Origin of the sequence: Streptomyces sp. LN549, from assembly GCF_043203805.1 — a bacterium.
In the GTDB taxonomy this organism is placed as follows: Bacteria; Actinomycetota; Actinomycetes; order Streptomycetales; family Streptomycetaceae; genus Streptomyces.
In genome coordinates, this window is the sequence record NZ_JAZHRI010000002.1 from 6,335,598 (window position 1) to 6,349,082 (window position 13,485).

General features: G+C 71.1%; 13 protein-coding genes. 7 read left to right on the forward strand and 6 right to left on the reverse strand.

Going from position 1 to position 13,485, the window contains the following annotated elements; translation table 11 throughout:
• The first annotated feature begins 38 nt into the window (after positions 1-38).
• Positions 39-518 (forward strand): carboxymuconolactone decarboxylase family protein, encoded by a 480-nt coding sequence (locus tag SH922_RS28605; protein ID WP_393060862.1) that lies wholly within the window; start codon positions 39-41, stop codon positions 516-518.
• Here SH922_RS28605 and SH922_RS28610 read toward each other — a convergent pair whose 3' ends face one another.
• Complete coding sequence (locus SH922_RS28610) at positions 519-1,673, reverse strand: PucR family transcriptional regulator (RefSeq protein WP_393060864.1); 1,155 nt, start codon at positions 1,671-1,673, stop codon at positions 519-521. It lies immediately after the preceding gene.
• A 189-nt stretch (positions 1,674-1,862) separates the two neighbouring features.
• On the opposite strand from SH922_RS28610, the gene SH922_RS28615 reads away from it, so the two are divergent.
• Both SH922_RS28615 and pruA read left to right on the forward strand, forming a co-directional pair.
• Positions 1,863-2,789, forward strand: coding sequence for a proline dehydrogenase family protein (locus SH922_RS28615; protein WP_393060866.1), 927 nt, complete (start codon positions 1,863-1,865; stop codon positions 2,787-2,789).
• 246 nt (positions 2,790-3,035) lie between these two features.
• Positions 3,036-4,667, forward strand: coding sequence for an L-glutamate gamma-semialdehyde dehydrogenase (pruA, locus tag SH922_RS28620; RefSeq protein ID WP_393060868.1), 1,632 nt, complete (start codon positions 3,036-3,038; stop codon positions 4,665-4,667).
• Between the two features lie 106 nt (positions 4,668-4,773).
• Here pruA and SH922_RS28625 read toward each other — a convergent pair whose 3' ends face one another.
• The 4 genes from SH922_RS28625 to SH922_RS28640 all read right to left on the reverse strand — a co-directional run bounded on the left by SH922_RS28625 (position 4,774) and on the right by SH922_RS28640 (position 7,969).
• Positions 4,774-5,244, reverse strand: a complete 471-nt coding sequence (locus tag SH922_RS28625) for a hypothetical protein (protein ID WP_393060870.1) — start codon at positions 5,242-5,244, stop codon at positions 4,774-4,776.
• Positions 5,245-5,334: 90 nt separating this feature from the next.
• Positions 5,335-6,540 (reverse strand): lysophospholipid acyltransferase family protein, encoded by a 1,206-nt coding sequence (locus SH922_RS28630; RefSeq protein WP_393060872.1) that lies wholly within the window; start codon positions 6,538-6,540, stop codon positions 5,335-5,337.
• Positions 6,540-7,400, reverse strand: a complete 861-nt coding sequence (locus SH922_RS28635; protein ID WP_393060874.1) for a phosphatidate cytidylyltransferase — start codon at positions 7,398-7,400, stop codon at positions 6,540-6,542. The genes SH922_RS28630 and SH922_RS28635 overlap by 1 nt, the downstream gene beginning before the upstream one ends.
• Complete coding sequence (locus SH922_RS28640) at positions 7,397-7,969, reverse strand: CDP-alcohol phosphatidyltransferase family protein (protein WP_393060876.1); 573 nt, start codon at positions 7,967-7,969, stop codon at positions 7,397-7,399. Before SH922_RS28640 ends, SH922_RS28635 begins: the two co-directional genes overlap by 4 nt.
• 100 nt (positions 7,970-8,069) lie before the next feature.
• Between SH922_RS28640 and SH922_RS28645 the strand changes: the two genes are divergently transcribed.
• Positions 8,070-8,627 carry a GNAT family N-acetyltransferase gene (locus SH922_RS28645; protein WP_393060878.1) on the forward strand — a complete coding sequence of 186 codons (558 nt, stop codon included), beginning with the start codon at positions 8,070-8,072 and terminating at the stop codon, positions 8,625-8,627.
• 401 nt (positions 8,628-9,028) lie between these two features.
• Entirely contained in the window at positions 9,029-9,157 is a 129-nt protein-coding gene (locus SH922_RS28650; RefSeq protein ID WP_393060880.1) for a hypothetical protein, read from the forward strand.
• A 113-nt stretch (positions 9,158-9,270) separates the two neighbouring features.
• Here SH922_RS28650 and SH922_RS28655 read toward each other — a convergent pair whose 3' ends face one another.
• Complete coding sequence (locus SH922_RS28655; protein ID WP_393060882.1) at positions 9,271-10,842, reverse strand: purple acid phosphatase family protein; 1,572 nt, start codon at positions 10,840-10,842, stop codon at positions 9,271-9,273.
• 130 nt (positions 10,843-10,972) lie between these two features.
• On the opposite strand from SH922_RS28655, the gene SH922_RS28660 reads away from it, so the two are divergent.
• Positions 10,973-12,046, forward strand: a complete 1,074-nt coding sequence (locus tag SH922_RS28660) for a 3-isopropylmalate dehydrogenase (protein WP_393060884.1) — start codon at positions 10,973-10,975, stop codon at positions 12,044-12,046.
• Positions 12,047-12,289: 243 nt separating this feature from the next.
• Positions 12,290-13,378 (forward strand): branched-chain amino acid aminotransferase, encoded by a 1,089-nt coding sequence (locus SH922_RS28665; protein ID WP_393060886.1) that lies wholly within the window; start codon positions 12,290-12,292, stop codon positions 13,376-13,378.
• Positions 13,379-13,485: the final 107 nt, after the last annotated feature.

The following is a 13,485-nucleotide window of genomic DNA, read 5'->3' on the forward strand; positions in this document are numbered from 1 at the left end:
CCCTACGCGAGGTCTTTACGGCTCCTAACGTAGAGGACATGACGAACCACGAAGCAGCAGTCCACGCCCCTCGAATCAACTTCGCCAAGGCCGCTCCGAAGGCCTTCAAGGCCCTCATCGGCTTCGATGCCGCCGCCCGTCAGGACTTGGATCCCGCACTGGTGGAACTGGTGCAGATCCGCTCCTCGCAGCTCAACGGCTGCGCGTACTGCCTGCACATGCACACCGGCGACGCCCGCAAGGCGGGGGAGAGCGAGGAGCGGCTGCACATGGTGGCGGTCTGGCGGGAGGCCGCGCACTTCTTCACCACCGAGGAACAGGCGGCCCTGGCCCTCACGGAGGCCGTCACCCTGGTCTCCCACGGCGGCGTACCGGACGACGTCTACGCCCGCGCGGCAGCGGTGTTCGACGAGACCCGGCTCGCCGGACTGCTGGCCCTGATCTTCACCATCAACACCTGGAACCGCATCGCCCTGTCCACCGCCAAGGTGCCCGGCACGGACGAGCGGGTGGCGTAGTCACCCGGTGCCCCGGAGCCGGAACGCCTTCAGCGCCATGTGCAGCAGCAGCCGGTCCTCGCCGTCGTTCAGGTCCAGGCCGGTGAGCTGCTGGACCCGGGAGAGGCGGTAGTAGAGAGTCTGGCGGTGGATGCCCAGCTCGGCGGCGGTCCGGGACGCCTGGCCCGCGCAGTCGAGGAACACCTCTGCGGTGCGGGCGAGGTCCCGGTGCGGCGGGGTGAGCAGCGGGCGGACCGTGTGGTCCGGCAGGGTGCCGGGGGTGAGCGCGGTCAGCAGGCGGTACGGGCCGATGGCCGACCACTCGGCAACCGGGCCGAACCGGCTCTCCGCCGCTGCCGCCCGGGCCGCGGCCGATGCCTCGTGCCAGGCGTCGGCCAGCTCGGCGAGGCCGCGGCGGGGGACCGCGATCCCGGCGGTGGCGGCCGTTCCCGCGGTGGTGCGCAGCCGGTCGGCGGCCGTGAGCGCCGGGTCCAGGACGTCGTGCGACCGCAGCCGGACCAGCGCGGCCAGCGCCGGGACCCCCGCGCCGCCCGGGGAAGGGACACCGGACAGGGCCGCAGCCGACGGCACCGTGCGCACCGACGGCGGGTCGTCCGGCCACGGTGTCACGCACACCACGGTGTGCAGCCCCTCCGCGTCCGGGCCGAGCGCCTCGCTGAACGCGGCCACCGCCATGTCGCGCTGCCAGCCGTGCCCCGCCGTGAGGACCGCGCCGAACTCCCGGGACAGATCGGTGCCCGCCCGCGCCTCGTCGGAGAGCAGCGCCCCGATCCTGGCCGCCACGTCCATCGCCGCGTCGAGCTGCTCGTCGGTCGGGCCGGGGTCGGCGTCAAGCAGCCAGACGTAACCGAGCACCACACCCCGATGGCGTACCGGCAGACAGATCCGGTCCCGGTAGACACCGGCTTCCGGGGCGGCCGGGATGCGGACGGGGCCGGTGGCGCGGGTGATGCCGAAGTTCTCGAACCAGGCGCGGACCGCCGGGGTCGAGCGGCGGGTCAGGATCGAACGGGTGCGGACCGGGTCCATCGCCGTGTCGTCGTCGCTGTCATGGGCCCCGAAGGCGACCAGGCCGAAGTCGCGGTTCTCCAGCGTCGCGGGGACGCCGAGCAGCGCGGAGATCTCGTCGACCAGCTCCTGGTAATCGCCCTTCACCCGGCCATTCTCGCACCCCTTCAGACATATGTCTGAGATCCAGGGCACGGATGCGTGACAGCTGTCGATGGCACAGGATCGGAGGGATCCTTAGATTTCACGGTGGTTCTCCGTGCTGTACCGCTTCTGTTCCCTATCGGGTAGTTGTGGCGGTTCGGCCTTCGTTCGTACTTTCCGTGGAGGTGCCCCGTGCTGGGTCCCGTGATTCTCGCCGCGTCACGCAGCGACAAGATGCGCCGTTTCATCTCGGCAGCGCCGGGCACGAAGCAGGTCGTCGACCGGTTCATCGCCGGTGAGACCGTCGAGCAGGTCGTCCCGATCATCGAGGACGCCGCCGACAAGGGGCTCGAAGTCACGCTCGACGTGGTCGGCGAGGACATCACCACTCCCGAGCAGGCCGCCGCCGCGCGCGACGCCTACCTGGAGCTCATCGGCCGCCTCAAGGAGCTCGGTCTGGGCACCAAGGCGGAGATGTCCGTCAAGCTCTCCATGTTCGGCCAGGCGCTGGAGGGCGGTCACGAGCTGGCCCTCGCCAACGTCCGCCCGGTCGTCGAGGCCGCCGCCGCGATCGGCACCACGGTCACCCTGGACGCCGAGGACCACACCACCCTCGACTCGATGTTCGCCATCCACGAGGAGCTGCGGAAGGACTACCCGCAGACCGGATGCGTCATCCAGGCCTACCTGTTCCGCACCGAGGACGACGCCCGCCGCCTGGCCGACGCCGGCAGCCGCGTGCGCATCGTGAAGGGCGCCTACAAGGAGCCCGCCTCCGTCGCGTACCAGGACAAGGCCGAGATCGACAAGGCGTACGTCCGCATCCTGAAGACGCTGATGGAGGGCGAGGGCTACCCGATGATCGGGTCCCACGACCCGCGTCTGATCGCCATCGCCCAGGAGCTGGCCCGCAAGGCCGGCCGCAAGCTCGACGAGTACGAGTTCCAGATGCTGTACGGCATCCGCAGCGACGAGCACATCCGGCTCGCGGCCGAGGGCCACCGCATGCGTGTCTACACCGCGTACGGCACCGACTGGTACGGCTACTTCATGCGCCGCCTCGCGGAGAAGCCGGCCAACCTGCTGTTCTTCGGCCGCTCCATCCTCACCAAGGGCTGAGCGGTGTTTGTCGCGTGCCAGGCGCATCCTGGAAGGTGACAACCGCTCGCCGCCCGGCTGTGCCGGACCTGTTCCGCTCTGCCTCCCCAAGGAGCAACGGAACCCGTGACTCCGCCCCTTGAGGCTTCTCAGTCACCCACCGAAGCGGGCTCGTGACGGTCAGGCCCTGACCTGTCGCCCAACATACGCAGAGGACTTTCAGTTCCTCCCGGCCGAGGTCGGCCATTCACTCGGAAGAGGTAACTCATGGACGCCGTGACCCAGGTTCCGGTCCCCGTCAACGAGCCGGTCCACTCCTACGCCCCGGGCTCCCCGGAGCGCGCCCGCCTGGAGGCGAAGCTCAAGGAGCTCAGCCAGAACCCGATCGACCTGCCGATGACCATCGGCGGGGAGAAGCGGATGGGTGGCGGCGAGCGCTTCGACGTCGTCCAGCCGCACAACCACAAGGCCGTCATCGGCACCTTCGCCGGCGCCACCGAGCAGGACGCGCAGGACGCGATCGACGCCGCCCTCGCCGCCGCCCCGGCCTGGCGTGCGATGGCCTTCGACGACCGCGCCGCCATCATCCTGCGCGCCGCCGAGCTGCTCTCCGGCCCCTGGCGCGAGACGCTGGCCGCCTCCACGATGCTCGGCCAGGGCAAGACCGCCCAGCAGGCCGAGATCGACACCCCCTGCGAGCTCGTCGACTTCTGGCGCTTCAACGTGCACTACGCGCGCCAGATCCTCGCCGAGCAGCCCCCGGCCAACTCCCCGGGCGTGTGGAACCGCATGGACCACCGCCCGCTGGAGGGCTTCGTCTACGCGATCACGCCGTTCAACTTCACGGCCATCGCGGGCAACCTGCCCACCGCCCCCGCCCTCATGGGCAACGTGGTGGTCTGGAAGCCGTCCCCCACGCAGACCCACGCCGCCGTGCTGCTGATGCAGCTCCTGGAGGAGGCCGGTCTGCCCAAGGGCGTCATCAACCTGGTGACGGGCGACGGCATCGCCGTCTCCGAGGTGGCCCTGAACCACCGCGACCTGGCCGGTATCCACTTCACCGGCTCGACCCCCACCTTCCAGCACCTGTGGAAGACGGTCGGCAACAACATCGCGAAGTACCGCACCTACCCGCGCCTCGTCGGTGAGACCGGCGGCAAGGACTTCGTCGTCGCCCACCCCTCGGCCGACCACGCCATCCTGAAGACCGCGCTGACCCGTGGCTCCTTCGAGTTCCAGGGCCAGAAGTGCTCGGCGTCCTCGCGCGCCTACGTCCCGGCCTCCATCTGGAACGCCGGTTTCAAGGAGAAGTTCGCGGCCGAGGTCGACTCCATCACGATGGGCGACGTCACCGACCTGTCGCACTTCATGGGTGCCGTCATCGACGACCGCGCCTTCGCGAAGAACAAGGCCGCCATCGACCGCGCCGCGGCCGACCCGGCGTGCACGATCGTCGCCGGCGGCACGTACGACGACTCGGTGGGCTACTTCGTCCGCCCGACCGTGATCGAGTGCAGCGACCCGGAGAACGAGGTCTTCACGACCGAGTACTTCGGCCCGATCCTCGCGATCCACGTCTACGAGGACGACAAGTTCGACGAGATGCTGGAGCAGATGGAGTCGGTCTCCGACTACGCCCTGACCGGTTCCGTCATCGCGAACGACCGCGCCGCGGCCGCGTACACGATGGAGAAGCTGCGGTACGCCGCGGGCAACTTCTACATCAACGACAAGTCGACCGGTGCCGTCGTCGGCCAGCAGCCCTTCGGTGGCGGCCGTGCCTCGGGTACGAACGACAAGGCGGGCGCCCCGCAGAACCTCCAGCGCTGGACCCTGACCCGGGCCATCAAGGAGACGCTGGTCCCGCCGACCGAGTACACCTACCCCCACCAGGGCTGACACACGTGCGGGGTGCTGCCCTCCCGGCGCCCCGCCACGAACTCCGCCTCCCGATCGGTTCCCCTGCCGGCCGGGAGGCGGTTTCCATTCACGGGCGGGGTGCGGGTCAGTACAGGAACCGCTTGACCACCGCGTCGCCCGTGTGTGCCGTGCGCTCGTAGAAGTCCACCACCTGCCGGAAGTGGGCGGCGAAGACGGCGCGGACCTCGGGTTCCGGTATGCCCCAGTGCGTGGTGAAGCCACCCGCGGCCGCGTCCCACAGCCCGTCGAACGGATGGCTGCGGAGGAACTCCACCGCCTCCCGTACCTGCACAGCCGTCAACGTGACGGACGGAGCCTCGACTCCGGCCGGATCCTCATGAATGGTCCCGCCGAAGACCGGGAGCTCGCCGCTGCCGTGGCCCGGCGGTGCGAGGAGGCAGAGCTCGTGCACCGTGGAGAAGTCCTTGGATATGTGCAGATCCGTCGCGAGGCGGTCGAGCTCGTCGTCCGTATCGGCGAAGACGGCCGCCGCCCCCGCGAAGTCCTGCGGCAGCCCAGGGACCGGGACGGCACGCGCCTGCATGCTGAAACTCATCGCTGTCCTTTCCCACCGGGCTGTCGTCCCAGCCTCTGCTCCCGAACAGTAGGGGCGCCCACTGACAACCGGCCCGCCCGCACGCCGCGCTCAGCCCCACCCGTGCACGATCAGCGCCAGCCCCGCCGCGAACCCGCCGCCCAGCAGCGCCAGGTAGCGGCCGTACCGGCGGCGGTGGCGGCGCATCAGGAGGCCGAAGCCGGCGAAGGCGAGGCCCACCGTCAGGGTGCGGGAGCCGCGGGCGGCCGCCGACGCGGTGAGCCAGTCGAGCGCGGGGACGTCGGCGCGGCCCGCCTCGGCGCCGTACACCTTGAACGGGATGCCGTTCCACGGCTGGTGGCGCACCGCGGACGCGCCCTCCAGGGCCGGTTCGTGCCGGACCTCCGCCCGCATCCGGTCCGTCGTCAGCGGCGCGGGCAGGTGAACGCCGGCCGAGGCCAGGTGCAGCGCCAGCAGACCGCCCGCCAGGCTGCCGGCCAGCGCGCCCAGGGACATCTTCAGCGCCGCGCGCGGCACCGCCACGCACACGACGCCCAGCAGCAGCTCCGGCATCAGCGGCCAGCTCAGCGCCTCCGCGAACGCCCAGCAGAACGCCAGCGGCACACCCCAGCGCGAGGTGACGACCGCCGCCACCCGGCGTCGCGTCGCGGAGTCCCTCAGCGGCTCGGCGACCGCACGCGTATGCAGTGCCACCACCGCGTCGCGGGCCTCCTCGGGGGAGACGGCCGACGGCAGCGGCTCACCGATCGTCACCCGGACCAGCGACGAACGCAGCCGTCCGTGCTTGGGCAGCAGCCGGTCCGTGCCCGCGATCCCCACCGGCACGACCGGCACCCCCGCCTCCTCGGCCAGGACCAGCGCGCCCCGGTGGAAGGCGCCCAGCGAGCCGTCCTTCGCCCGGGTGCCCTCGGGGAACAGCACGACCGCCCGGCCCGCCCGCAGCTCACCCGCCATCGTGAGCAGGTCCTCCATCCCACCGCCGCCCCGCCGCACCGGGAAGCCGGCCGCCAGCCTGCGGCAGATCCGCCGCCGCCACGGGGAGGCGAACCAGTAGTCGGCCGCCGCCCCGATCGCCGGGCTGTGCCGGGCGTCCAGGGCCGCGAGGAGCGCCGCGGTGTCCGCGTGCGAGGAGTGGTTGGCGACCACCACACAGCCGCCGCGCGGCAGCCGGCCGCGCCGCTCGACCCCGCCGGTGAGGCTGAGCACGCCCCACCACAGGCCGCGCCGGAGGGCGGCGGCGACACGGGAGCGGCGCGGGAGCACGGCTCGGACGGGGATGCTCAGGAGCGTACTCATCACGTCATCACCGTCGCCAGGAGAAGGGCCACCAACAGGGAGTCGATCCGGTCGAGCAGGCCGCCGAAGCCGGGGAGCCAGCTGCCCGCGTCCTTCACGCCCGACTCGCGCTTGACCATGGACTCGATCAGGTCGCCGAGGACACAGCCGCCGATCACCGCCGCCCACAGGGGGAGGCTGAACTCGCCGAGCACCAGAAGGAGTACGGCCGTCGCGACGGCCGCGCCGAGCACGCCCGCCCAGGTCTTGTTGGGCGAGAGCGGCGACAGCGGCCGGGCGAGCGGGCCGCGCCGGCCAAGCGCCGTACCGCCGCACCAGGCGCCCACATCGCCGAGCGCCACCGCGAGGCCCACCGCGACACCCGTCTCGCCGAGCGTCACCAGACCGGTCAGCGCGACGGGGATCCACAGCAGCCCGAACGCGGTCCGGGCGGTCCGGGTGAAGCCCGTCCGGTCGTCCCCGCCCAGCACGGACGGCAGCGCGGCCGCGACCAGCAGCAGCGCCGCCGCGCGCAGGTCCAGGAGGTGCGGCGCCAGCCAGGCCAGCGCCGGGAGCACCACCGCGGCCCCCGCCAGCACCACCTGGTCGCCGCGCCGCAGCCCCGCCATCCGGACGAACTCGCTCGTCGCGATCACCCCCAGCCCCGCGGCCAGCGCGTAGGTGCCGCCGCTGCCCAGGAAGTACGCGCCCAGGAAGACCGGCGCGACCAGCGCCCAGGTCCGCCACCGCCTGCGCAGTTCGGCCCGCATCCGCACCTTGGAGGGGAGGACCGCGACCGCGACCCCGCCCGCCCCCAGCACACCCGCGACCAGCGGCAGCGCCCGCGCGGCCGCCTCCTCGGCGATCAGTACGGCGCTCATGCCAGCTCCCTCCACAGCCCGGCCAGCCGGAGCACCGCCGTGAGCAGCGAACCGGCGGCGATCACGATCAGTACCGGTACGGCCCAGCCGCTCGCCGCTGCGACCACGACCAGCAGGCAGCGCTCGGTCTTGCCGACCGGCCCGCCGTTGCGCCGGGGTGCCCCGGCCGCGGCGCCGGCCAGTGACACCCAGGACGGCAGCGTCGCCGCGAGTGCGGCGACCGCCACCAGCCACAGCGGGGCGAGCGCCAGGAAGCCCGCCAGCACGATCAGGTCCGCGACCCGGTCGCCGAGCTCGTTGAGCACCGCGCCGCGCCGGGTCGTGCGGCCCGTGTCGCGGGCCAGTGCCCCGTCCAGGTTGGCGAAGGCGAGCCGGGCCGCGAGCAGTACGGCGACCGGCAGGGCGGCGAGTCCGGTGGGCAGCCAGGCCAGCGCGGCTGCGGCGCCGGCCGCGGCGACGACGCCGGCGGCGGTGAGGGTGTCGGGCGACACCTCACGGCGGACCAGCGAGGCGCGGACACCGGAGAGCCGGTTCGCGTACCAGGGCTTGAGAGCGTAAAGGCCGTTCATGGGACCAACTCTTGTGCGCCGCACAATCTTTCGACACGGGCCGGGTACTCAAATGGCGGCTGAGTACCTGGTAGGTGCGGTGCCTGCGAGGCTGGAGCACATGACCGATCCGATCCTGCACACCGCGCACACCTGCCGGCTGGCCCCGGCCGTCCTCGACGAGATCCACGTCTTCCTGGACACCGCGTTCGAGGGCACGTTCAGCGACGACGACTGGGACCACACGCTCGGCGGCATCCACGCCTGCGTGCGCGATGCGAGCGGGCTGCTCGCGCACGGCAGTGTCGTGCAGCGGCGGGTGGTCCACGCCGGACGTTCCCGCCGCGTCGGCTACGTGGAGGGCGTCGCGGTCCGCGCCGACCGGCGGCGGAAGGGCCTCGGCGGGCAGGTCATGGCCGCGCTGGAGGAGGTCGTCGACGGGGCGTACGCCTTCGGGGCCCTGTCCGCGTCGGCCGCCGGGGCCGCGTTGTACGCCGGGCGCGGCTGGACGGTGTGGCCGGGACGGATCGCCGTGCAGGGGCCGCACGGGGTGGAGCGGCTGCCGGAGGAGGAGGGCAGTACGTACGTCCGGGGGGTCCGGGGCGGTCCGGTCCCGTCGGCAGGGGACGCGTCCGCCGAGGTGCTGGTCTTCGACTGGCGGGACGGGGATGTGCTGTGAGGCCGCTCGTGCTCAATCGCCGGACGGGCCCGATGCGGCGTCGGTGCGGATCAGCATCCTGGGCTACGTCACCACCCCTGAGCTGGCACGATCGCTCGCCGTCCGGGCGCTCATCCGGGAGCTGAGAGTGAGTGGGGAGTGAGCGCGCGTAAACCTCCGTCTCAGATAGTAGGAAGTCCGAGTAATTGTGGAGACAGACCGGCGTGGCTGCCCTAGCTTTGTAGAAGCCGAACGTCTCGCTAGATCAAGCGACTGGCGGTCGTGAGCGCGCGCCCCGAAGCAGGCAACCCCTGCGGCGCCTGCTCCCCGCCCCTTCCGGCACCTCGAAATCCCTGATCTCGACATCACGTTCAAGATTTTTCGATCTCGAAATCCTCGCGATCTCAAGGAGTCGATCCACCATGCCCGAGACCACTGTCCGCCGCGTCCGCCACACCCACCGCCCGACCGAGTCGGAGCGGCAGAATGCCGCCGCCGCCCTGCAGCGAGCCCTCGACCGCAGGGACAACGGCGGCTCCACCGGTCACTGAACCGGGCCTCACCTGGGACCGGCCCCCGGGCCGTGCGTCGGGTTCAGCCGCGGCCGGCCCCCGGGCCGTGCGTCGGGTTCAGCCGCGGCCGGCCCCCGGGCCGTGCGTCGGGTTCAGCCGCGGCTGATCTCGAAGTGGTCGATGCGCTCGCCGGACTCGGCGAGCGCGGTGACCTTCATCCGCGCGTTCTTCCCGGGCTCCACCTCCACCGCGAGGAACGAGAAGCCGGTGTAGCGCACCCGGGACCACTCCACGGTCTCGACGGCCTTACCACCGCCCTTGACCACGTGGTACGTGTCCACGCTCTCCAGGTCCGTGACGTGCCCCTCGTAGCTGTCGGGCGCCGGGAAGTTGTACAGCGCCTTGCCCGCACCGCCCGCGGTGACGTACACGATGCCGTCCCGCGTCGGGTCGGTGCGCTCGCCGATCGGTACCTTGCGCTGGACCGCGTTCCTCAGGATCGCGTCGGTGCGCTCGTAGACGTGGTTGTGCCCGTTGATGACCAGGTCCACCTGGTGCTTCTCGAAGAGCGGCACCCATGCCTCGCGCACCCCGCCGTCCGAGGCGTGCGCATTGGTCGTGGAGAAGGCGCAGTGGTGGAAGAAGACCACCAGGAAGTCGATGTCGTGGCGGGCTCGCAGCTCGCCCAGGCGCCGGTCCAGCCAGCGGGTCTGCTTGCCGCCGCTGATGCCGAAGTTGGCGGGGATCTCGTACGACACGTCATTGGCGTCGAGCGCGATCACGCCGACATTGCCGTGCACGAAGGAGTACGCCCCGGGCTGGTTCACCGGGTCCGGGCCGTTGTCCGGCAGGGTCCAGCGGGCGTTCTGGCCGCCGTAGCCGTCGGGCGAGTACCAGGCCTCCATGTCGTGGTTCCCGGTCGTCACCATCCAGGGCACGGTCTTGGAGACCGTCTCCGTCTGCGCCAGGAACTGGTCCCAGGTGCGGGCGTCGTAGGTGTCACTCGTCTGGCCGGAGCCCGACGGGTCGGCGTAGCAGATGTCACCCGCGTGGAGGTGGAAGGCGGGGTTCTGGCCCAGGATCAGCTGGTCGTTGCCGAGCGCGTGGTAGCTGACACCCTGGTCGCCGAAGGCGGTGAAGGTGAACTTCCCGGCGCGCGAGGGCGCCGTGGTGAAGGTGCCGAGCGTGCCCAGGTTGCGGGTGTCGGCCGGGTCGAAGCCGTCGTGGCCGACGCCGTAGTAGTACGTCGTGCCGGGCTTGAGGCGCTCCAGGGCCGCGTGCACGTAGAACTGCTCGGCAGCCGCGATCTTGCCGTCGTTCAGCAGCGGCGTCGTCAGGTGGCGCACCTCGGCGTCGATCTTCCGGCTCAGTGCCCACGGCTTCAGGCCGATGCGGATGTACGGGCGGCGCACGGCGAACGGGACCTGCCAGGAGACCGCCATCTGGGTCTTCGGGTCGGCGCCGTAGGCCAGGTGCCGGCCGAACGGCGCGACCAGCGAACCGTCCACCCGGGTGGTGCTGTGCGAGGTGAGGACCGACGGGGCGGCGTACGCCGGCGAGGAGGTGAGCGAGGTGCCGAGACCGGCACCGGCGACGGCGGCGGTCGCCACGCTCGTACGCAGCACACCGCGTCGGGTCAGCCGGGTCCGCAGGTAGTCGTGCTGCTCGGCCATGCTCATGCGGTCGGCGAGCTTCTCGGGGATGCCGAAGCGGGGTATGTCCATGGGCGACAACCTCCACCCGTTCCCTGACGGCACTCCGTCGGGTAGGTGAACGGTACACGTACAGCTGCCCATGTGTCCGTATAGTGGACGTGACATGTCATGGGGTGGGACGCGCAGTATCGTGCGGGACATGGCTTCCAGCATCAATCTCGCAGTGATCCCCGGTGACGGTATCGGCCAGGAGGTCGTGGCCCAGGGCCTCAAGGTCCTCAACGCTGTTCTCCCGCAGGACGTGAAGCTGGAGACCAAGGAGTACGACCTTGGTGCCCAGCGCTGGCACCGCACCGGTGAAACCCTCCCGGACGCGGAGCTGGAGGCCCTCAAGGGTCACGACGCCATCCTGCTCGGTGCGATCGGTGACCCGTCCGTGCCCTCCGGTGTGCTGGAGCGCGGGCTGCTGCTGAAGCTGCGGTTCGCCTTCGACCACTTCATCAACCTGCGGCCGTCGAAGCTGTTCCCGAACACGGCGACCCCGCTGGCCGGCCGTCCGGACATCGACTTCGTCGTCGTCCGCGAGGGCACCGAGGGCCCGTACACCGGCAACGGCGGTTCGCTGCGCACCGGTACGGAGCACGAGGTCGCCACCGAGGTCAGCCTCAACACGGCCTTCGGTGTCGAGCGCGTCGTCCGCGACGCCTTCGAGCGCGCCGCCGCCCGCCCGCGCAAGAAGCTGACGCTGGTCCACAAGAACAACGTTCTCGTCTACGCGGGCCACCTGTGGAAGAACACCTTCGACAAGGTCGCGGCCGAGTACCCCCAGGTCGCCACCGACTACCTGCACGTCGACGCCGCGACGATCTTCTTCGTCACCCAGCCGGAGCGCTTCGACGTCATCGTCACCGACAACCTCTTCGGCGACATCCTGACCGACCTCGCCGCGGCCGTCTCCGGCGGCATCGGCCTGGCCGCCTCCGGCAACATCAATCCGACGGGCGCCTTCCCGTCGATGTTCGAGCCGGTCCACGGCTCTGCCCCCGACATCGCGGGCCAGGGCAAGGCCGACCCGACCGCCACGATCCTCTCCGTCGCCCTCCTGCTGCGCCACCTCGGCTACGAGGCCCAGGCCGTGCGTATCGAGGACGCCGTCTCCGCCGACCTGGCGGAGCGAGGGGGGGACCTCCCAGGCCTTTCGGGCTCTGGGGGAGGGACCGCCCGCAGCACCGACGAGATCGGCGACGCGCTCGCGGTACGCGTAGCGGGCTGATCCGACGACTCCCTCACGAAGCCGCCGGGTCGCACACGCACCCGGCGGCTTCTCCTGTGCGGCCCCGGGTGTCACCATCGAACCCTGGACCGCATTCACGTCATTTCGTGCATGGCCCCCCCGCGAGAGACAATCGAACGGGACCGTGGTTTGCCACGAAGCTCGGACGTCCTAGCACCTGTCCGTCAGGAGCTGGCGTGGGCGCGGTCCTACACACACAAAACCGGTGAAGGACACGCACTCATGACGACGCCCACGATCGAGCTCAAGCCCTCCTCGAACCCGCTGTCCGACGCGGAGCGCGAGGCGATCCTGGTCAAGCCCGGCTTCGGCCGCCACTTCACCGATCACATGGTGACGATCAAGTGGACCGAAGGCCGCGGCTGGCACGACGCCCAGCTCGTCCCGTACGCGCCGCTGTCGATCGACCCCGCCAACATGACGCTCCACTACGGCCAGGAGATCTTCGAGGGCCTCAAGGCCTACCGTCAGCCCGACGGCAAAGTCGCCACCTTCCGCCCCGAGGCCAACGCCGAGCGCTTCCAGTCGTCCGCCCGCCGCCTCGCCATGCCGGAGCTGCCCGTCGAGACGTTCGTCGCGGCCTGCGACGCGCTCGTCCAGCAGGACGCGGCCTGGGTCCCGGCCCATGGGGGCGAGGAGTCGCTGTACCTGCGCCCGTTCATGATCGCGACGGAGGTCGGGCTCGGCGTCAGGCCCGCCAACGAGTACCTCTTCCTGGTCATCGCCTCGCCGGCCGGCGCCTACTTCCCGGGCGGTGTGAAGCCCGTCTCCATCTGGCTCTCCGAGGACCGCGTCCGCGCCGTCCCCGGCGGCATGGGCGACGCCAAGACCGGCGGCAACTACGCCGCGTCCCTCCTCGCCCAGGCCGAGGCCGCCGCCAAGGGCTGCGACCAGGTCGCCTACCTCGACGCCGTCGAGCACAAGTGGGTCGAGGAGCTCGGCGGGATGAACCTGTACTTCGTGCACGGGAACAAGATCGTCACCCCGGCCCTGACCGGTTCGCTGCTCGCGGGCATCACCCGTGACTCGCTGCTCAGGCTCGCCGCGGACCTCGGCTACGAGCCCGAGGAGGACCGCGTCTCCATCGACCAGTGGCGCGACGACACCGCGAACGGCACCCTCACCGAGGTCTTCGCCTGCGGCACGGCCGCCGTCATCACCCCCGTGGGCACCGTGAAGAGCACGGGTGGCGAGTGGACCCAGGGCGACGGCACGCCGGGCCCGGTCACCCTGCGGCTGCGTGAGCGCCTGCTGGACATCCAGCGCGGCGTCGCGGAGGACACCCACGGCTGGATGCACCCGATCGGCTAGTCGACCCACCCATCCGCAGAAGGCCGCGTCCGCAGGGCGCGGCCTTCTTGTGCGTGAAGACTTGGAGTGCTGCTCGAAACCTTCAGTCAAGGGTTCCAATTATCACT